The organism is Streptomyces sp. NPDC028991 (genome assembly GCF_055564775.1).
The window spans coordinates 115,478-134,799 of record NZ_JBVHVP010000014.1; the positions used below are offsets into that span (position 1 = coordinate 115,478).

General features: G+C 72.3%; 19 protein-coding genes. 9 read left to right on the plus strand and 10 right to left on the minus strand.

Translation table 11 applies throughout. The features are described from left to right. Positions 1-89: 89 nt before the first annotated feature. The 4 genes from araD to ACZ4V1_RS25275 all read right to left on the minus strand — a co-directional run bounded on the left by araD (position 90) and on the right by ACZ4V1_RS25275 (position 4,214). Positions 90-1,829 carry an L-arabinonate dehydratase gene (gene araD / locus ACZ4V1_RS25260; protein ID WP_468339871.1) on the minus strand — a complete coding sequence of 580 codons (1,740 nt, stop codon included), beginning with the start codon at positions 1,827-1,829 and terminating at the stop codon, positions 90-92. Beyond that, complete coding sequence (locus ACZ4V1_RS25265; RefSeq protein WP_468339872.1) at positions 1,826-2,734, minus strand: dihydrodipicolinate synthase family protein; 909 nt, start codon at positions 2,732-2,734, stop codon at positions 1,826-1,828. The genes araD and ACZ4V1_RS25265 overlap by 4 nt, the downstream gene beginning before the upstream one ends. Next, entirely contained in the window at positions 2,731-3,399 is a 669-nt protein-coding gene (locus tag ACZ4V1_RS25270; protein WP_468339873.1) for a GntR family transcriptional regulator, read from the minus strand. Before ACZ4V1_RS25270 ends, ACZ4V1_RS25265 begins: the two co-directional genes overlap by 4 nt. A 215-nt stretch (positions 3,400-3,614) precedes the next feature. Continuing rightward, positions 3,615-4,214, minus strand: a complete 600-nt coding sequence (locus ACZ4V1_RS25275) for a TIGR03086 family metal-binding protein (RefSeq protein WP_468339874.1) — start codon at positions 4,212-4,214, stop codon at positions 3,615-3,617. A 130-nt stretch (positions 4,215-4,344) separates the two neighbouring features. On the opposite strand from ACZ4V1_RS25275, the gene ACZ4V1_RS25280 reads away from it, so the two are divergent. Further along, entirely contained in the window at positions 4,345-4,518 is a 174-nt protein-coding gene (locus ACZ4V1_RS25280; RefSeq protein ID WP_468339876.1) for a hypothetical protein, read from the plus strand. A gap of 147 nt (positions 4,519-4,665) precedes the next feature. On the opposite strand, the gene ACZ4V1_RS25285 is transcribed toward ACZ4V1_RS25280, so the two are convergent. Continuing rightward, positions 4,666-5,832 carry a hypothetical protein gene (locus tag ACZ4V1_RS25285; protein WP_468339878.1) on the minus strand — a complete coding sequence of 389 codons (1,167 nt, stop codon included), beginning with the start codon at positions 5,830-5,832 and terminating at the stop codon, positions 4,666-4,668. Beyond that, on the minus strand, positions 5,829-6,788 hold the full coding sequence (locus tag ACZ4V1_RS25290; RefSeq protein WP_468339880.1) for a 5-dehydro-4-deoxyglucarate dehydratase: 960 nt from the start codon (positions 6,786-6,788) through the stop codon (positions 5,829-5,831). The genes ACZ4V1_RS25285 and ACZ4V1_RS25290 overlap by 4 nt, the downstream gene beginning before the upstream one ends. Positions 6,789-6,979: 191 nt before the next feature. On the opposite strand from ACZ4V1_RS25290, the gene ACZ4V1_RS25295 reads away from it, so the two are divergent. The 7 genes from ACZ4V1_RS25295 (at position 6,980) to ACZ4V1_RS25325 (ending at position 14,490) form a co-directional block, all read left to right on the plus strand. After that, positions 6,980-7,789 carry an NAD-dependent epimerase/dehydratase family protein gene (locus ACZ4V1_RS25295; protein WP_468339882.1) on the plus strand — a complete coding sequence of 270 codons (810 nt, stop codon included), beginning with the start codon at positions 6,980-6,982 and terminating at the stop codon, positions 7,787-7,789. 271 nt (positions 7,790-8,060) lie between these two features. Continuing rightward, positions 8,061-8,831 (plus strand): DeoR/GlpR family DNA-binding transcription regulator, encoded by a 771-nt coding sequence (locus ACZ4V1_RS25300; protein WP_468340015.1) that lies wholly within the window; start codon positions 8,061-8,063, stop codon positions 8,829-8,831. A gap of 97 nt (positions 8,832-8,928) precedes the next feature. After that, positions 8,929-10,299: an ABC transporter substrate-binding protein gene (locus tag ACZ4V1_RS25305; protein WP_468339884.1), complete on the plus strand. Its 1,371-nt coding sequence runs from the start codon at positions 8,929-8,931 to the stop codon at positions 10,297-10,299. Then, a complete protein-coding gene (locus ACZ4V1_RS25310; RefSeq protein ID WP_468339886.1) occupies positions 10,296-11,240 on the plus strand; it encodes a carbohydrate ABC transporter permease in 945 nt (314 codons plus the stop codon). Before ACZ4V1_RS25305 ends, ACZ4V1_RS25310 begins: the two co-directional genes overlap by 4 nt. Continuing rightward, positions 11,237-12,130 (plus strand): carbohydrate ABC transporter permease, encoded by an 894-nt coding sequence (locus ACZ4V1_RS25315; RefSeq protein ID WP_468339888.1) that lies wholly within the window; start codon positions 11,237-11,239, stop codon positions 12,128-12,130. The genes ACZ4V1_RS25310 and ACZ4V1_RS25315 overlap by 4 nt, the downstream gene beginning before the upstream one ends. Next, positions 12,127-13,116, plus strand: a complete 990-nt coding sequence (locus tag ACZ4V1_RS25320) for a zinc-dependent alcohol dehydrogenase family protein (RefSeq protein WP_468339890.1) — start codon at positions 12,127-12,129, stop codon at positions 13,114-13,116. Before ACZ4V1_RS25315 ends, ACZ4V1_RS25320 begins: the two co-directional genes overlap by 4 nt. Positions 13,117-13,281: 165 nt before the next feature. Continuing rightward, positions 13,282-14,490 (plus strand): TerD family protein, encoded by a 1,209-nt coding sequence (locus ACZ4V1_RS25325; RefSeq protein ID WP_468340017.1) that lies wholly within the window; start codon positions 13,282-13,284, stop codon positions 14,488-14,490. A gap of 53 nt (positions 14,491-14,543) precedes the next feature. On the opposite strand, the gene ACZ4V1_RS25330 is transcribed toward ACZ4V1_RS25325, so the two are convergent. Next, positions 14,544-15,122 (minus strand): TetR/AcrR family transcriptional regulator, encoded by a 579-nt coding sequence (locus ACZ4V1_RS25330; RefSeq protein WP_468339892.1) that lies wholly within the window; start codon positions 15,120-15,122, stop codon positions 14,544-14,546. 132 nt (positions 15,123-15,254) lie between these two features. Here ACZ4V1_RS25330 and ACZ4V1_RS25335 point away from each other — a divergent pair, with 132 nt between their 5' ends. After that, positions 15,255-15,728, plus strand: coding sequence for a hypothetical protein (locus tag ACZ4V1_RS25335; protein WP_468339894.1), 474 nt, complete (start codon positions 15,255-15,257; stop codon positions 15,726-15,728). A 24-nt stretch (positions 15,729-15,752) separates the two neighbouring features. On the opposite strand, the gene ACZ4V1_RS25340 is transcribed toward ACZ4V1_RS25335, so the two are convergent. From ACZ4V1_RS25340 to ACZ4V1_RS25350, 3 genes are all read right to left on the minus strand, one after another. Then, positions 15,753-16,769, minus strand: a complete 1,017-nt coding sequence (locus ACZ4V1_RS25340) for a 1-aminocyclopropane-1-carboxylate deaminase (protein WP_468339896.1) — start codon at positions 16,767-16,769, stop codon at positions 15,753-15,755. A 23-nt stretch (positions 16,770-16,792) separates the two neighbouring features. Further along, positions 16,793-17,440 (minus strand): GntR family transcriptional regulator, encoded by a 648-nt coding sequence (locus tag ACZ4V1_RS25345; protein WP_468339898.1) that lies wholly within the window; start codon positions 17,438-17,440, stop codon positions 16,793-16,795. Between the two features lie 83 nt (positions 17,441-17,523). Continuing rightward, complete coding sequence (locus tag ACZ4V1_RS25350; RefSeq protein WP_468339900.1) at positions 17,524-18,993, minus strand: alkaline phosphatase PhoX; 1,470 nt, start codon at positions 18,991-18,993, stop codon at positions 17,524-17,526. Between the last annotated feature and the right edge of the window lie 329 nt (positions 18,994-19,322).

Consider the following 19,322-nt stretch of genomic DNA (forward strand, 5'->3'; position numbering starts at 1 on the left):
GCGTGGGTCGTGCGCGGGTCGTGCGTGGGTCGTACAGGAAGCGCTTTCTCGGCATGCAGGGGCGTGCGGAGGTCCGTGTCGTACGGGGTTCAGCCGGCGTACGGGTCCCGCACCTCGCCCGGGCGGGCCAGGAATTCGAAGTCGCAGCCGGTGTCGGCCTGGGTGATCTGTTCGTTGTAGAGCGCGCCGTAGCCCCGCTCGTAGCGCGCGGGCGGCGGAGTCCAGGCGGCCCCGCGACGCTCGAGCTCCTCGTCGTCCACGTTGAGCCGGAGGGAGCGCGCCGCGACGTCGAGGGTGATCGAGTCGCCGGTGCGCACCAGGGCGAGGGGCCCGCCGACGTAGGACTCGGGAGCCACGTGCAGCACGCACGTGCCGTAACTCGTGCCGCTCATCCGGGCGTCGGAGATCCGGACCATGTCGCGCACGCCCTGCTTGAGCAGGTGGTCGGGGATGGGCAGCATGCCGTACTCGGGCATGCCCGGTCCGCCCTTGGGCCCGGCGTTGCGCAGCACCAGCACGCTGTCCGCCGTGATGCCCAGGGAGGGGTCGTTGATGGTGCGCTGCATGGTCCGGTAGTCGTCGAAGACGACCGCGGGGCCGGTGTGCTCGAGCAGGTGCGGCTCGGCGGCGATGTGCTTGATGACGGCGCCGTCGGGGCAGAGGTTGCCGCGCAGGACGGCGACCCCGCCCTCGGCCGCGACGGGGTTGTCCCGGGTGCGGATGACGTCGTCGTGGTGGACGAGGGCGCCGGCGAGCTGTTCGCGCATCGTGTCGTGCGACACCGTCGGCCGGTCCAGGTGGAGCAGGTCGGGGATGCGGGAGAGGAAGCCGGGCAGGCCGCCGGCGAAGTGGAAGTCCTCCATCAGGTACGTCTGTCCGCCGGGCCGGACGTTGGCCAGCACCGGGACCGTCCGGGCGACGCGGTCGAAGTCGTCCAGGGTGAGGGCGACGCCCGCGCGCCCCGCCATGGCGATCAGGTGGATCACGGCGTTGGTGGAGCCGCCGAGGCCGAGGACCGTGGTGACGGCGTCCTCGAAGGCGTCGGCCGTCAGGATGTCGCTCAGCTTGCGGTCCCGGTGGACCAGCTCGACGATGCGCAGGCCGGCCGCCGCCGCCATCCGGTCGTGTCCGGAGTCGACGGCCGGGATGCTGGACGCGCCCGGGACCGTGACGCCGAGGGCCTCGGCGGCGGCGGTCAGCGTGGACGCCGTGCCCATCGTCATGCAGTGGCCGGGCGAGCGGGCCAGGCCGCTCTCCAGTTCCTGCATCTCGCAGTCGCCGATGAGTCCGGCCCGCTTGTCGTCCCAGTACTTCCACATGTCGGTGCCGGAGCCGAGGGTCTCCCCGCGCCAGTGTCCGGGGAGCATGGGTCCGGCGGGCACGAAGACGGCGGGCAGGTCGACGCTGGCGGCGCCCATGAGGAGGGCGGGGGTCGACTTGTCGCAGCCGCCCATCAGGACGGCGCCGTCGACCGGGTAGGAGCGCAGCAGTTCCTCGGTCTCCATCGCGAGGAGGTTGCGGTAGAGCATCGGGGTCGGCTTCTGGAAGGTCTCGCTGAGCGTGGAGACCGGGAACTCCAGCGGGAAGCCGCCCGCCTGCCACACCCCGCGTTTGACCGCCTGGGCGCGGTCGCGCAGGTGGACGTGGCAGGGGTTGATGTCGGACCAGGTGTTGAGGATCGCGATGACGGGCTTGCCGAGATGCTCCTCGGGCAGGTAGCCGAGCTGGCGGGTGCGGGCGCGGTGGCTGAAGGAGCGCAGGCCCTCCGTGCCGTACCACTGGTGGCTGCGGAGATCCTCGGGGCGCTTGCGGCCGGTCGTGTCCGTCACAGGGACCACCCCGCGGCTATGGCGGCGACCTCGGTGCGCTCGTCCTCGGGCAGCGGCTTGCTCGGCGGGCGGACCTCCCGGCGGCACAGGCCGAGTGAGGCGAGGGCCTCCTTGACCACGGTGACGTTGTTGGCGGAGCCGTTGGCGGCGCGCAGTTCCTCGAAGCGGCGGATCTGCTCCCAGACCTTCATCGCCGCCGCGTAGTCGCCCGATCGAAGCGCTTCGATCATGTTCAGCGAGACGGCCGGGGCGACGTTCACCAGTCCCGAGGTGAAGCCGGTGGCGCCCGCGGAGAAGTACGAGGGCGCGTACGGCTCGGCCAGCCCCGCGACCCACACGAAGCGGTCGAGACCGGCGTCGCGGGCGAAGGCGGCGAACCTGGCGGCATCCGGGACGGCGTACTTCACGCCGATGACGTTGGGGCAGGCGTCGGCGAGTTCGGCGAGCCGGGCACCGGTGAGCTGGGCGTTGCGGATGTAGGGCACGACGCCCAGCGCGGGCACGGCCTCGGCGATGGCGCGGTGGTAGTCGACCCAGCCGCCCTGGGAGACGTAGGGGTGGACGGGCTGGTGGACCATCACCATCGAGGCGCCGAGGTCGCGGGCGTGCCGCGCGGAGGCGACCGCGGTCGGCACGTCGTGACCGACGCCGACCAGGACGGCCGCGCGGTCTGAGGCCTCCTCGACGGTCAGCTCGGTGACCAGCCGGCGCTCGGCCGGCGTCAGGGCGTAGAACTCGCCGGTGTTGCCGTTCGGGGTGAGGGTCGTGATGCCACCGTCGAGGAGACGACGCAGCAGGGCCCGGTAGACGGCGGGGTCGACGGTGCCGTCCCCGGCGAACGGGGTCACCGGGATCGCCACCACGTCGGCCAGGGCCGCCCGCTGGGTCTCGAACGTCGCTGTCATGCCTGACCGTCCTCTTCCTGGGCCGCCGTCCCCGCTTCGGGGAAGGCCCGCTCGACGAACGACGCGATGTGCGCGTGCAGGGCGCGGGCCGCGCCGTCCGCGTCACCGGCGAGGGCGAGGCGCAGGATCTCCTGGTGCTCGCCGGCCTCCCGCTCCCAGGAGGGGTCGGCGGCCCAGGCCACGGCGGACACGAGGGCCGCCTGGTCGCGGACCTCGTCGAGCATCCGGCCGAGCAGCGGGTTGCCGCACGGCACGTACAGGGCGCGGTGGAACTCCCGGTTGGCGAGGGACCGTTCGGCGGTGTCCGTGGCCTGGTCGGCGCGGGTCAGCGCGTCCCGGGCGGCGTCCAGGGAGGCGCCGCGGCGTACGGCGCGCCTGAGCGCCTCGGGCTCCAGGAGCAGCCGGACGTCGTAGACCTCGTGCGCCATGTCCGCGTCCACCATGCGCACGGTGACGCCCTTGTACTGGCTCATCACGACCAGTCCGGTACCGGCCAGCGTCTTGAGCGCCTCGCGCACCGGTGTCTTGGACACCCCGAACTGTGCGGCGAGGTCGGTCTCGACCAGGGCCTGGCCGGGCGTCAGCCGGCCGGTGAGGATGCGGCGTTTGATCTCCTCCAGCACGTACTGCGTGCGGGAGGGGATCGGCGTGGGCACAGAGGTCATGCGCGCCTCTCGGAATCTCGCGTCGGATGCGCGGACCTCGGATATCCGATCTCTGATATCCGATCTCGCGTATCGCGTCTCATATATGACGTACCGAGTACGACGCGTTGAAGGTAAGAGGGGCGCGGGGCCACGTCAATGCCTGTGACAGAGGAAGTTGAGGTTGGTGTCGCCGCTTGGTGTCGCCGCCTGCCGTCGTCGCTCGTCGGCCGCCCCTACGCGGACCGCGTCCAGCCGGGGTCGCGTCCGCTCAGTCCCACCGCCCGGTCCAGCAGTGGGGCGTCGGCGGGGACGGCGAAGACGGGACCGAACATGCCGGCGTCCCGTTCGGACTCCTCGGCGGACGCGGCGAGCAGGCCGTACGACACCTCGAGGGCGGCCGGGTCGGGCTGGTACTCCTGGCCGGTCGCGCGGGCGAGGTCCCAGCCGTGGATCACCAGTTCGTCGGCGGCGACGGCGCCGGCGATCTCACCGGGCAGGTCGACACCACCTGCCCGGGTCAGGCCGGCCCAGGCCTGCGGTGCGCGCCATGCCTCGGCGAGTTCGCCGAGCACCTTCGGCAGTTCCTCGCGCCAGCCGGGCCCGACGTCCGGCACGGTCGCTTCGGGGCTGGTGTCGGTGGTTGCGCCCAGTTCCTTGCGCCCGGCGTCGCGGAAGGCGGTGGCCAGGCCGGTCAGATGACCGAGCAGGTTGCGGACCGCCATCTCCGGGCACGGTGTCGGATCCTCCAGCCGCGCGTCGCTCACTCCCTCGACGAGGCGCGCCAGGACCCGCGTCTGCGGTCCGAGGTCGAGGGTGGTGGTCTCGTGGGTCATCGGTTGCTCCTGTGGTGGGCGTGGCCGGCTCTGTCGGGAGGTAGACCGATCACGGCCGCGAAACTCATCGGTTCCCGAGCCCGTTTCCAAGGCATCTGCCCGATGCCGGCCGCCGCGCCCTGGACCCACGATGACCAGGCATGACGGCAAGGACCACCCATACGAGGAAGAGGTGACCGGCCTGCGCATACCGCTGCCCGCTCCGGGGGCCGTTCCGCCGGCGCCGGTGGCACCGCCCGCCCGACGACCGGCGGACACCGGTGGCACCGCCTCCGGGGCGCCGTCGGCCACCGGCCCGGCATGAGGCTCCCGGGGACCACCGCACCCGCCTGGGGCCTGTCCGGCGGATCATGCGCAGGCGCTCTCGCCCCACCGCGCACCCCGATCGCGCGGCGTCCGCGCCACTACGCCGTCAGGACACCCACGCCCCGCCGCGCCCACCGCTCCGCCCTCACCGCCCCGCGAGCCCCGCCCGCACCGCCTTCAGGTCACCGTCCGACGCCAGCCCGGCGTGATACAGCCGCAGTTCCGTCGCGCCCAGGTCACGGGCGCGTGCCGCGTCCCCGGCGAGGGTGTCCGGACTGCCGCCCATGCCGGAGACCACGGTGAGGTTGGCGGCGAGGACCGCCCCGGCGCGGCCCTGCTCGGCGAAGGGCGTCAGCGGGCCCGCGCCGCCCGTGCAGGGCACGACCACGCCGTCCGCGACGGACAGGATGTGCGCCGGGTCGACACCGGCGTTGGCACCGCAGTGGTACGAGACGGGGTCGGCGTGCAGCAGGACCTGGAAGCCGTCGGGCGCGGCGGCGCGTACGGCCGCGACCACCGCCTCCTGGAGCGTGCGGGCGGTCGCGTCCCGCCACGCGCGCGTGGCGTTCGCCGGCGTCTCGCCCAGCAGCTTCGCCACGCCCGCCCAGCCCCCGTCCGACGGCGCCGTTCCCCGCCAGACCGGCTCCAGCGCGGCGCGCACGGCGGCGGCCAGTTCGCCGGGGTCGAGGCCCTGTCCGCCGTAGCCGGCCCGGCAGACGGGGCAGAAGCACAGCGACATCAGGTACTGCCCGGCGTCCCCGAGGCCGACCCCGCCGGTCTTGTCGTGGGCGTGCAGGTGGGCGAGCCCGTACCAGCCGAGGGACTCCAGCTCGGTACCGCGGGCCCCGGGCCGCACCGCCGCCTCGGCCGCCAGGTCGGTGAGGTACGCGCGCGTGGCGGGCTGGGCGATGCAGGGCGCCCACGGGTAGCGGTCGCCGTAGGCGTTGACGACCGAGGTCTGCGGATGCTCGGCACCGAGGCGGGAGTTGTGGGCGAGGACGACCCAGGTGTGCACCTCCAGCCCCGCGTCCGCGAGGGCGGCGGCGGCCTCGCCCCAGGCGTCGCCGGGCGCCCAGTCACCGGCCTCGTACGGGCGCGGCTCCCGCCCCCGCCAGCGGGCGTCCGGCGGATAGAGGACGGCGGCGTACTCGGCGGTGACGACGCGGTGGCGCGGGTGGCGGGGGGTGAGGGCGCGGGTGGAGTGGTAGGCGGCGGCGAGCGTCACCTGTTCGACACCGAGCTCCGCGACGCACGCGGGCGCGTCCGGGTCGCCGTTGACGTCCCAGGGGTAGACGAACGCGGACGCCTTCACTCGGCACCCTCCTCGCCCGCGTCGTCGAGCAGCGCGTAACCCCGCTCGATCACCTGAGCGAGTTGCTTCACGTGGTCCTCGGCCGGCTCCTGCAACGGCGGCCGCACCTCCCCCACGTCCAGGCCGCGCAGCCGTACGCCCGCCTTGACCAGGGCGACGGCGTACCCGGGGCCCTGGGCGCGCAGTTCGACGAACGGCCGGTAGAAGCCGTCCAGCAGGCGGTGCGCGGTGGCCTCGTCGCCCGAGCGCAGCGCCCGGTGGAAGGCGAGGGCGATCTCGGGGGCGAAGCAGAACGCGGCGGACGAGTAGAGGGTGACGCCGAGCGCGCGGTAGGCGAGCTGGGTCTGTTCGGCGGTCGGCAGCCCGTTGAAGTAGAGGAAGTCGCCGCCGGGCGCCTCGGTGCGCACGGCGCTGATGATCCGCTGCATGAGGTCGAGGTCGCCGAGCCCGTCCTTGAGGCCCACGATCCCGTCCGTGCGGGCCAGTTCGACCACGCTCTCCGGCGTGAACACGGCGTTGTCGCGCTGGTAGACGATCACGGGCAGGGCGGTCGCCGCGGCCACCTCCCGGTAGTGCCGCAGCAGCCCTTCCTGTCCGGCCGCCACCAGGTACGGCGGCATGGCGAGCAACCCGTCGGCCCCGGCCTCCTCGGCGAGGCGGGCGTAGCGCACGGCGAGGGCGGTGCCGTAGCCCGCGCCCGCCAGGACGGGCACCCGGCCCGCGGTCTCCTCGACGGCCGCCCGGACGCAGGTCTGGAACTCCTCGGGAGTGAGTGCGTGGAACTCGCCGGTGCCGCAGCAGGCGAACACGGCGGCGGCCCCGGCCCCGACCCCGCGGCGCACGTGCGCGCGGTAGACGTCGGGGTCCACGTCACCGCCGGAGCCGTAGGCCGTGACGGGAAAGAACAGCGGGCCGCCGGGGCTGGTGAGCCGGGCGGCGAGAGAGGCTGAGGTCACGGGCGGTTCCCATTCCATGTCCATGATCTGCGTCTATATTTCTGAACGCACCACGCTAAGCCGCCTCGCGAACACCGTCAAGCAGGCCGCCTCTTGACGGGTGACCATCACTTCCTTACGGTGTCCACGCATATGAACGCCAGGCGACCATACGCACGGCTGCCGATTCAGGAGACCCAGGAGTCCCGAGGATGCCCGCTCCCCGCACCGTCCTGCTCACCGGCGCCGCCGGCGGTCTCGGCACCCTGATGCGGGGCCTGCTTCCCGATCACGGGTACACGCTGCGCCTGCTCGACCTGCGCCCGATCGACGGGGAGCCGGACGCCCTCGTCGCCGATCTCGCCGACCGGGCGGCCGTGCGCGAGGCGGTCCGGGGCGTCGACGCGATCATCCACCTGGCGGGCATCTCCCTGGAAGCCCCCTTCGAGAAGATCCTGAAGGCCAACATCGAGGGGACGTACAACCTCTACGAGGCCGCCCGCGAGGAAGGCGTCGGGCGCATCGTCTTCGCCTCCTCCAACCACGCCGTCGGCTACACCCCGCGCCCCCAGGGCGACGACCCCCTCATCCCGATCGACACCCCGCGCCGCCCGGACACCTTCTACGGCCTGTCCAAGTCCTTCGGCGAGGATCTCGCCCAGTTCTACTGGGACAAGCACGGCATGGAGACCGTCTCCGTCCGCATCGGCTCCTGCTTCCCCGAACCGACCAGCGTGCGCATGCTCTCGGTGTGGATGAGCCCGGCCGACGGCGCCCGCCTCTTCCACGCCGCCCTGACCGCCGAGAACGTCGGGCACACCGTCGTCCACGGCTCCTCCGCCAACACCCGCCTGTGGTGGGACCTCGCCTCCGCGCGGGCGCTCGGTTACGAACCCCGGGACGACTCCGAGCCGTACGCCGAGAAGCTCATCGCCGAACAGGGCGACCTCGACCCGGACAACCCGGCGCACGCCCGCCTCGGCGGCCACTTCGTGACCGACCCCCCGATCTGGCCGTACTGACCGGAACCGGTCGATCACGAGGCGGGCGGGCACCGAACGGGCCCGCCCGCCTTCGCATGCGGGCATCCGCACTGCCCGTTCGCACGCCCCGCACCGCTGCCTGCCAGGTCCGCGACGGGCACCCGTCGGCCGGAACGGGCACAAGCGGGCAGTATCGGGTCCGCAACAGGCCTGGTCAGTGCCGCACGGCCGCTGTAGAACTTCCCCCATGGGTCCGACGAGCCCGAACGGGCAAGGACACGGCGACGAGGCGGTGAGGCAGGTGTTCGGCATGGGCACGAGGACGGCGGAAGAACGCCGGCACGAGATCGTGCGGGTCGCCCGCGCCACCGGCTCGGTCGACGTCACCGCGCTCGCGGCCGACCTGGGCGTCGCCAAGGAGACCGTACGACGGGATCTGCGCGCCCTGGAGGACCACGGCCTGGTCCGCCGCACCCACGGCGGCGCCTACCCCGTGGAGAGCGCCGGGTTCGAGACGACGCTCGCCTTCCGCGCCACCAGTCACGTGCCCGAGAAGCGCCGGGTCGCCGCCGCGGCGGCCGAACTGCTCGGCGACGCGGAGACGGTCTTCGTCGACGAGGGCTTCACCCCCCAGCTCATCGCCGAGGCCCTGCCCAGGGACCGGCCGCTGACCGTGGTCACCGCGTCCCTGCCGGTCGCCGGCGCGCTCGCCGAGGCCGGCGACACCTCCGTCCTGCTGCTCGGCGGGCGGGTCCGCTCGGGCACGCTGGCCACCGTCGACCACTGGACGACGAAGATGCTGGCCGGCTTCGTCATCGACCTGGCGTACATCGGTGCCAACGGCATCTCCCGCGAACACGGGCTCACCACCCCCGACCCGGCGGTCAGCGAGGTCAAGACCCAGGCGGTCCGCGCCGCCCGCCGCACCGTCTTCGCGGGCACGCACACCAAGTTCGGGGCGGTCAGCTTCTGCCGGTTCGCGGAGGTCGGCGCCCTGGAGGCGATCGTCACCAGCACGCTGCTGCCCACGGCCGAGGCCCACCGCTACTCACTGCTCGGGCCGCAGGTCATCCGCGTCTGACACACCGGCTCACGTCCCGAAAGCCCGACTCACGTCCCTGGAGGGCACCCCTCGCCCTCGACTGCCCCATACCTCCCCATATGTTCAGGAGCGACCCATGCGAACCCAGAGCCGACGGAGGCCGCGAGCCACGCTCGCCATGGCCGCCGCAGGGACGCTGCTCGCCCCGCTGCTCTCCGGCTGCTGGGTCGGAGCGGGCGGCGCCGGATCCGGCGGCAACGCCATCAACGTCCTGATGGTCAACAACCCGCAGATGGTCGAGCTGCAGAAGCTCACCGCGGACCACTTCACCGAAGAGACCGGCATCAAGGTGAACTTCACCGTCCTGCCGGAGAACGACGTCCGCGACAAGATCAGCCAGGACTTCGCCAACCAGGCGGGCCAGTACGACGTCGCCACCCTCTCCAACTACGAGATACCGATCTACGCCCGCAACGAGTGGCTGCAGCCGATGGACTCCTACGTCGCCGAGGACCCGGCGTACGGCGAGAAGGACATCCTGGGGCCGATGCGCGAGTCCCTCACCGGCGACGACGGCAAGCTCTACGGGCAGCCCTTCTACGGCGAGTCGTCCTTCCTGATGTACCGCAAGGACGTGTTCGCCAAGGAGGGCCTGACGATGCCCGAGCACCCCACCTGGACCCAGGTGGCCGACCTCGCCGAGCAGCTCGACGGGGCCGAGCCGGGCATGAAGGGCATCTGCCTGCGCGGCCTGCCCGGCTGGGGCGAGCTGATGGCACCGCTGACGACGGTCGTGAACACCTTCGGCGGCACCTGGTTCGACACGGACTGGCAGGCGCGACTGGACTCCCCCGAGTGGCAGAAGGCGACGAAGTTCTACGTCGACCTCGTCCGCGAGCACGGCCAGTCCGGCGCCGCCCAGTCCGGTTTCGCCGAGTGCCTGAACAACATGACGCAGGGCAACGTCGCCATGTGGTACGACGCCACCTCCGCCGCCGGATCCCTGGAGTCGGCCAACTCCCCCGTCAAGGGCAAGATGGGCTACGCGCCCGCCCCCGTGGAGAAGACCGAGTCCTCAGGCTGGCTCTACACCTGGGCCTGGGGCATCCAGAAGGCCTCCCGCAACGCCGACAAGGCCTGGGAGTTCGTCTCCTGGGCGTCCGGCAAGGAGTACGAGCAGCTGGTCGGCGACGAGATCGGCTGGTCCAACGTACCGGCCGGCAAGCGCGCCTCGACCTACGAGAACCCGGCCTACCGCGAAGAGGCCGCCGCCTTCCAGGAGATGACCAGGGAGGCCATCGAGGGCGCCAGGCCGAACGACCCCGGCGTGCAGCCGCGCCCCGCGCCCGGCATCCAGTTCGTCGGCATCCCCGAGTTCACCGACCTCGGCACCAAGGTCTCCCAGGAGATCAGCGCGGCCATCGCCGGACGCCAGTCCGTCGAGGAGGCCCTGAAGAAGTCCCAGCAGCTCGCCGAGAAGATCTCCGAGGAGTACGAGGGACGATGACCGCCACCACAACGGCCCCCTCGGCCGCACCCGATCACACCCGCCCCACCGTCCGCCCGCCGTCCTCCCGGCTGAAGGGCTGGGCCACCCGGGCCCCCCTCCTCCCCGCCCTGATCTTCATGATCGTGGTCACCCAGCTCCCCTTCGTGGCGACCCTGGTGATCTCCTTCTTCGACTGGAACTCCCTCTACCCGGACGCCCGCTCCTTCACCGGCTTCGGCAACTACGGCGACGTCCTGTCCGACCCGGCGCTGCGCAAGTCGGTGTGGACGACGATCCTGCTGACGGTGGCGGTGGTCCTGGCCAGCCTGGTCCTCGGCCTGGCCCTCGCCCTGCTGCTGGACCGCCGCTTCAAGGGCCGGGGCGTGGTCCGCACCCTGTTGATCGCCCCGTTCCTGGTGGTCCCGGTGGCGGCGGCGCTCCTGTGGAAGCACGTCCTCTACAACCCCGAGTACGGCCTGCTCAACGGCCTGCTGCACTACGTCGGCGGCCCGCAGCCGGACTGGATCTCGAACACCCCGCTGCTGGCGGTCGAGGCCTCACTGGTGTGGCAGTGGACGCCCTTCATGATGCTCATCCTGCTGGCCGGACTGCAGAGCCGGGACCAGCAGCAGATCGAGGCGGCCCGGGTGGACGGCGCGAGCGACTGGCAGATCTTCGTCCACCTCACCCTGCCCCACCTGCGCCGCTACCTGGAACTGGGCGCCCTGCTCGGCTCCATCTACATCGTCCAGAACTTCGACGCGGTCTTCACGATCACGTCCGGCGGCCTGGGCACGGCCAACCTGCCCTACACCGTCTACCAGAGCTTCTACCAGGCCCACGAGAACGGCCTCGCCTCGGCCGCGGGCGTCCTGGTCGTCATCGGCTCGATCATCATCGCCACCTTCGCACTGCGCGTGGTGTCGTCCCTGTTCCGCGAGGAGGTCGGCCGCGCATGAGCGCCACCGCCGTACGACCCGCCGCCACCGGCACCACCGGCACCACCGGTGCCAAGCCCGCACGAGTCCGCCGGAAGGCGGGTGCCGGCCTGGGCCTGGTGGCCTGGCTGGCCGGAATCGTCTTCTTCCTGCCGATCGCGTGGATGGCGCTGACCTCCTTCCACTCGGAGGAGGACGCGGCCACCAACCCGCCGTCCTTCGCGGCGTCCCTCACCCTGGACGGCTACCGGGAGTTCTTCGGCGCGGGCGGCGGCGCGAGCCCCTGGCCGGCGCTGATCAACTCGGCGGTGGCGTCGATCGCCTCGACGCTCTTCGTCCTGGTCCTGGCCCTGCCCGCCGCCTACGCCCTGTCCATCCGCCCGGTGAAGAAGTGGACGGACGTCCTGTTCTTCTTCCTCTCCACCAAGATGCTGCCGGTGGTGGCGGGCCTGCTGCCGATCTACCTGTTCGCCAAGAACACGGACATGCTGGACAACATCTGGCTGCTGGTCATCCTCTACACCTCCATGAACCTGCCGATCGCGGTCTGGATGATGCAGTCCTTCCTGGCCGAGGTCCCGGTCGCGATCATCGAGGCGGCCCGGGTGGACGGCGCGAGGCTGCCGACGATCCTGGCGCGGGTGGTCGCCCCGATCGCCCTCCCCGGCATCGCCGCGACCTCGCTCATCTGCTTCATCTTCAGCTGGAACGAACTGCTCTTCGCCCGGGTGCTGACGGGCGTGGTCGCCGAGACCGCCCCCGTCTTCCTGACCGGCTTCATCACCAGCCAGGGCCTCTTCCTGGCCAAGGTGTGCGCCGCGTCGCTCGTCATCTCCCTGCCGGTGCTCGCCGCGGGGTTCGCCGCCCAGGACAAACTCGTCCAGGGCCTGTCGTTGGGAGCCGTGAAATGAAGGCCGCCGTCATCGAGTCCGTGGGCCGCGCCGTCGTCACCGAGGTCCCGGACCCGACGCCAGGGCCGCGCGAGGTCGTCGTGGAGGTCGCCGCCTGCGGCCTGTGCGGCACCGACCTGCACATCCTCCAGGGCGAGTTCGCGCCCAAGCTCCCGATCGTGCCGGGCCACGAGTTCGCCGGCGCGGTGGTCGGCGTCGGCGCCCAGGTCACGGAGGTGTCCGTCGGCGACCAGGTCGCGGTGGACCCGTCCCTCTACTGCCACGAGTGCCGCTACTGCCGCACCGGCCACAACAACCTCTGCGAACGCTGGGCGGCCATCGGCGTGACGACGGCGGGCGGCGCCGCGAAGTACGCGGTGGCCCCCGTGGCCAACTGCGTGAAGCTCCCCGAGCACGTCCGCACCCAGGACGCGGCCCTGATCGAACCGCTCTCCTGCGCGGTCCGCGGCTACGACGTCCTCCAGTCCCGCCTCGGCGCCCACGTCCTGATCTACGGCTCCGGCACGATGGGCCTGATGATGCTGGAGCTGGCCAAGCGCACCGGCGCGGCCAGCGTGGACATGGTCGACCTCAACCCGGCCCGCCTGGAGACGGCCCGCGGTCTCGGGGTCTCGGCCTCGGCCGCGACCCCGGACGAACTGGACCGCCCCCAGGGCTGGGACCTCGTCATCGACGCCACCGGCAACGCGGCGGCCATCCAGGACGGTCTGGACCGGGTCGCCAAGGCCGGCACGTTCCTCCAGTTCGGCGTCGCCGACTACGCGACGCGCGTGCAGATCGACCCGTACCGCATCTACAACCAGGAGATCACCATCACCGGATCGATGGCGGTCCTGCACAGCTACGAACGCGCGGCCGAGCTCTTCGCGAACGGCGTCCTGGACCCGGACGTCTTCATCAGCGACCGCGTCCCGCTGGACCGCTATCCGCAGGCGCTGGAGCAGTTCGCGGCGGGGGTGGGACGCAAGATCGTGGTCGTGCCGTAGCACTTCGGGCGGGAAGGGAAGGGGCGGCGTGGGCGAAAACCCCTGGGTGGGGCCCGCTCCCGCCCCCTGCCATCCCCAGACCTGCCGCCCGAACACACCGACCCGATTGGCCCCCGGGTAAGGGAACGGTAAAACGCCCTCGCTCGTTCACCCGGCATGACAGCTATGACCCCCGGCTCGAACATCCCCCTCTCCGCCGCCCGCGTGACGGTGGACGTCGCCGCGCCCGTGCGGCTCGACGTATCGGGCCTGCTGCTCACCGCCGACGGCAAGGTGCGCTCCGACGACGACTTCATCTTCTACAACCAGCCCACCGGCCAGGGCGTGACCTACCGCTCCGGCGGCGGCGCCGCCCCGGACGCGATCGTGGTCGACACCTCCGCCGTCCCGCCGGACATCGAGAAGATCGTCGTCACCGCCAGCCCGGACGCCGCCGGGCAGACCTTCCAGGGCGTCGAACCGACCGCCACCATCCGCAACGCGGACGACAACTCCGTCCTCGCCACCTTCACACCCCCGCAGCTCGGCACCGAGACCGCGCTGGTGATCGTGGAGGTCTACCTGCGCAACGGCGCCTGGAAGGCACGCGCGGTCGGCCAGGGCTACTCCAACGGCCTCGCCGGCATCGCGACGGACTTCGGCGTCACGGTGGAGGAGCCCGCCGCCCCGGCCGCCCAGCCGGCCCCGCAGCAGCCCCAGGCGGTCACCCCGCCGCCCCCGCCCGCCGCCGCGCCCACGATGCCCTCCGCTCCCCCCGCGGCACCTGCCGCCCCGCCGGCCCCCGCCCCGGGCGCCGGGAAGATCAACCTCGACAAGGGCCGGGTCAGCCTCCAGAAGAACCAGACCGTCTCCCTCGTCAAGGGCGGCCGCCCGATGCTCTCCCAGGTCAAGATGGGCCTCGGCTGGGAGCCGGCGTACCGCGGCAAGGACATCGACCTGGACGCCTCGGTCATCGCCTACGGCCCGCAGCGCAACCACATCGACAGCTGCTACTTCGGCAAGCTCCAGATCGTGGGCGGCGCCATCAAGCACTCCGGCGACAATCTCACCGGCGAGGGCGGCGGCGACGACGAGGTGATCACCGTGGACCTGGGGCGGCTCCCGCAGGAGGTCAGCGGCCTGGTCTTCACGGTCAACTCGTTCTCCGGCCAGAAGTTCACCGAGGTCGCCAAGGCCTACTGCCGCCTCATGGACGCCGCCACCGGTGAGGAACTGGTCCGCTTCGACCTCACGAGCGCCGAGCCGCAGACCGGCGTGATGATGGCGAAGCTGATCCGCCAGTACTCCGGCGAGTGGGAGATGACCGCCATCGGCGACTTCGTCAAGTCCCGCACGGTCCGGGGCATGGTGAAGCCGTCGGCCCAGGCGCTCTGAGCAGCCGGTTCGGTGGGGCGCTCCCGGCGCCACGGGCGTCCCACCGAAGCCGCCTACGCCCGCAGCCCGCCCCACACCAGCGCCAGATACCGGCGGACGGGCTCCCCGTCGTCCCCGGCCTCCCCCTCCGCCGACTCGGACGCCGTCACCACTGCGTGCACCAGCCGTAGCACCTCGATCGGCTCGACGTCCCGCCGCAGCGTCCCTTCGTCCCGCGCCGCCCGCACCAGCCGGCCGGCCGCGCCCCGCACACAGTCGCCGCACGCCGGATCCGCCGTCGAGCCACCGGCCGTGACCGCGGTGCCCAGCAGCGCCTTCATCCCGCGGACCTGGATCATCCCGGCGGCGAGTTCGTTCAGCCACTCCAGCAGCGCCTCGCCCGGCGTCCGTTCGGCCGCGATCAGGTCGGCACGCGCCGCGATCGCCTCGATCCGGTCGAGGTAGGCGGCCTCCAGCAAAGCCTGCCGCGTCGGGAAATGCCGGTACAGCGTGCCGGTCCCGACTCCGGCCCGCCTGGCGATGTCGTCCAGGGAGGCGCCCTCCCCGTGCTCCGCGAACGCCACCGCCGCGGCTTCCAGCAACCGCTCACGGTTGCGGCGGGCATCCGCGCGCATGGGCCTGACCTGCGCCATCCCACTACTCCCTGCCCACAGAGGATCCTCGCCGCACCTTACCGCGCGCCCGCGCGCCGCTGCCCGGCCCGCACGAACGGCCGCCACGAACGGAAGGAACCGTTCCGGGGGTGCCGGATCTCCTGTCCCTCGATGACGACCTTGGTGATGCTGGTGTTCGCGCTGTACGCGCTCAGCGGATGGACAGCGGTCCTCGTGGCCTTCGGGTACGTACTGGGGACGCTGGCGCGCATCCGGCCGGTGGACCTGATGCGCGTCGAGGGGCCTTGGCAGCTGAGACTGCTCGTCCCGACGCGCGCCTATCTCCGCCTGGACCGGGTCGCGGCCCTCTGCCTCGTGCTGTTCGACCTGTGGGTCGTGTCCCTGATCCTGCTGTTCGGACGGGAGGGAGTCTTCACCGAGGACTGGATGGGGCATTCGGGCATGATGGACGCCACCGCCGCCTCGTTCCAGAGCGACGCCGTGCACGCGCTGCTCACGATCATGTGGTGGACATGCGGTTTCGCGGTCCTGTGCCGGTGGTGGACGGCGGCGGTGGCCCAGGTGTGCGTCCTGGCGGCGGCGGCCTGGTGGATCGGCTCCTTCGACACGTTCTGGAGCGGCTGACCCCCTCCGGCCGGCCGCCGGCGGCTAGAACAGCGCGCTGTACGCGTTCAGCGCCGGCTGCCCGCCGAGGTGGGCGTAGAGCACGGTGGCGTCACCGCCGATCTCCGAGCGCGTGACCAGGTCGACCAGTCCCGCCATCGACTTCCCCTCGTAGACCGGGTCGGTGACCATGCCCTCGGTCCGGGCGGCGAGCCGCATCGCGGCGAGCGTGGTGTCGTCGGGGACGCCGTAGGTGCCCGCGTGGTACCGCTCGTCCAGTTCGACGTCCGCCTCCGTCAGCTCCTTCGTCACGCCGATGAGCCGCCCCGTGCGGTGCGCGATCCTGGCGATCTGCTCCCGGGTACGGGCGGGTTCCGCGGACGCGTCGACGCCGATCACCCGCCGGGGCGGGCCGCCCGCCTCCTCGAGGGCACGGAATCCGGCGACCATGCCGGCCTGGGTCGACCCGGTCACCGAGCAGACGACGACGGTGTCGAAGAAGACGCCCAGGTCCCGTTCCTGCTCGGCGACCTCGTGGGCCCAGCCGGCGAAGCCCAGGCCGCCGAGCGGATGGTCGGAGGCGCCGGCGGGGATGGCGTACGGCTTGCCGCCCGCGTCCTCGACGTCCTCGAGCGCCTGCTCCCAGCTCTCCTTGAAGCCGATGCCGAACCCGGCCCGCACCAGCCGCACATCGGCCCCGGCGAGCCGGGAGATCAGGATGTTGCCGACCTTGTCGTATACGGCGTCGGGCCAGTCGACCCAGCTCTCCTGCACCAGTACGCACTTGAGCCCCGCCCGGGCGGCGACGGCCGCGACCTGGCGGGTGTGGTTGGACTGCACGCCGCCGATGGAGACGAGGGTGTCGCAGCCCTGGGCGAGCGCGTCGGCGACGAGGTACTCCAGCTTGCGGGTCTTGTTGCCGCCGTAGGCGATGCCGGAGTTCAGGTCCTCCCGCTTGGCCCAGAGCGAGGCCCCGCCGAGGTGCTCGGTGAGGCGTTCCAGCCGGTGCACCGGCGAAGGTCCGAGGAGCAGCGGGTAGCGCTCGTACGAGGAAAGGGACACGGTTCCTCCCGGGTCGGGCCGGATCAGTCGGGGTCGGCGAGCTCTTCGAGGCCCCGCCAGATGTCCGCCGTGACACGGAGCGCCGTCTCCGTGTCACCTGCCGCGCAGGCCTCGATGAGCCGCTCGTGCAGCCCGGCCGAACGGCAGGTACCGCCCTCGCCGAAGCGGCGGCGCTCCAGCCGGCGGATGAGCGGGGTGTAGCGGGCGACGGTGGCGGCGGCGGCCCGGTTGGCGGCGGTGCGGACGAGGACGTGGTGCAACTCGTCGTCGGCGCGCAGGGCACCGTCGATGTCGCCCGCGCGGACGGCCGCCGCGAACCGCTCGTTGGCCGCGCGCATCGCGGCGAGGTCCGCCTCCCCGAGCCGGGGCACGGCGACCCGTGTGACCAGCTCGTGCATGGCGCCGACGACGGCCGCGGCGTCCCGCACGTCGGCGGCCACGACCGGGGTGACCCGGGTGTAGCTCTGCGGCTTGCTCTCCAGCAGGCCCTCGTCCACGAGCCGCGTGAACGCCTCGCGCACCGGGGCCCGGGACAGCCCCAGCCGCGCGGCCAGGTCGGCGTCGCGCACGACGGCGCCGGGTTCGATCTCCCCGGCCACGATGGCGTCCCGGATGGCTTCGTAGGCGCGATCGCGCAGCAGGGTGCGGGATACGGGTCGGATGGCCTCCACGACTGAAATGTTAGATGTCAGTGTGTGGGACCACAAGGGTGCGGCCCCCACCTGTGCGCAAGGTGCGGGCCGCGATGGACGGGTCAGTGACGCTTGTGCCGCTTCCAGGGACCGGTGATGGCCAGCATGATGCCGGGGTCCTGGATATTGGCGTAGAGGGTCTTCCCGTCGGGCGAGAAGGTGACGCCGGTGAACTCGCTGTACTCGGGGTCGTCTTCGCTGCCGACGTTCAGGTCGTTGCGGGCGATGGGGTAGGTGCGTCCGCTGTCGGTGGCGCCGAACAGGTGCTGGACGCCGTCGCCGTCCTCGGCGATGACGAGGCCGCCGTACGGGGAGACGGTGATGTTGTCGGGTCCGTCGAAGGCGCCGTCGGCGGACGGGTCGGGGTTGACGCCGAGGAGGACCTTGAGGGTGAGGGTGCGGCGCTTGGGGTCGTAGAACCAGACCTGGCCGTCGTGCGGTCGGCCCGGGCTCTCGTCACGGGCGAAGGAGGAGACGATGTACGCGCCGCCGTCGGCCCACCACATGCCCTCCAGCTTGCGGGCGCGGGTGACCTCTCCGTCGGTGAACTGCTTGCGCACGGAGGTGTTCCTCGCGTCCCGGTCGGGGACGTCGATCCAGTCGACGCCGTAGACGGTGCCGGTCTTCGTCGCGCGGGAGAGGTCGTCGACGAACTTGCCGCCGGAGTCGAAGCACTTGAACGCCTGGAGGACCCCGGCGTCGTCGGCGAGGGTGCGCAGTCTGTTGCGGCCGTGCCGGAAGCCCTCCGGCGGGGCCCAGCGGTAGAGCAGGCCGTTGGGGCCGGAGGCGTCCTCGGTGAGGTAGGCGTGGCCGCGCCTGGGGTCGATGACGACGGCCTCGTGGGCGTAGCGGCCGAGCGCCTTGACCGGCTCGGGGTCGCGGTTGGCGCGGCGGTCCTCGGGGTCGACCTCGAAGACGTAGCCGTGGTCCTTGGTCATCCCCTCCTCGCCGGCCTTGTCCTCGGTCTCCTCACAGGTCAGCCAGGTGCCCCACGGAGTGCTGCCGCCCGCGCAGTTGGTGGCGGTGCCGGCGATGCCGACCCACTCGGCGACGTGGCCGCCGCGGCGGACCTCGACGACCGTGCAGCCGCCGGCCGCGGCCGGGTCGTAGACGAGGCCCTCGGTGAGCGGGACGGGGTGGGGCCAGTCGTCGCGGTGGCCGCCGAGTTCGTGGTTGTTGACCAGGAGGGTGGAGCCGCGCGGGCCGTCGAAGGCGGCGGTGCCGTCGTGGTTGGACGGGGTGTACTCGCCCGACTCCAGCTTGGTCCGGCCGCAGTAGGTGACGACCTCGTACCGGAAGCCGGCGGGCAGGGCGAGGATGCCGTCCGGGTCGGGGACCAACGGTCCGTAGCCGACCCCGCCGTGGTCGTGCCCGTGCCCGCGGCCCCGCTCGTGCTCCTCCCCCGCGCTCTCGGTGTCCGTGGACGCGAGGGCGTTCGGAGCGGTGGCGAGGGCGCCGACGCTGCCCGCCAGCACGACCCCCGCGCCGGTGAGCGCGGATCGACTGGCGAAGTCCCTGCGGGTGAGCGACATGGTGTCTCCTGTGACGGTGGGCGTGCCGTGGAGGGTGGCGGACCTCGGTCCGGCGCCACGGTTCCGCCCGCGCCTGAACGCCGGTTGAACTGAGCGCGGCGCCTGCGGGGCAGCCCGCACAATCGCGGGCACGGGGGAACACAGCCGCGGGGCACGGGTGAGCACCGCCGAGGGCACGGGTGAGCACCGCGGCACCCGCGTGACCGCGGGCGTACGTGGGTGGGGGGGGGGGGGGGGGGGGGGGGGGGGGGGGGGGGGGGGGGGGGGGGGGGGGAAGAGGGGGAAAGGAGAAAAGGTCCGGAAACAGACAAGTCAGGTGGAATTCCCCC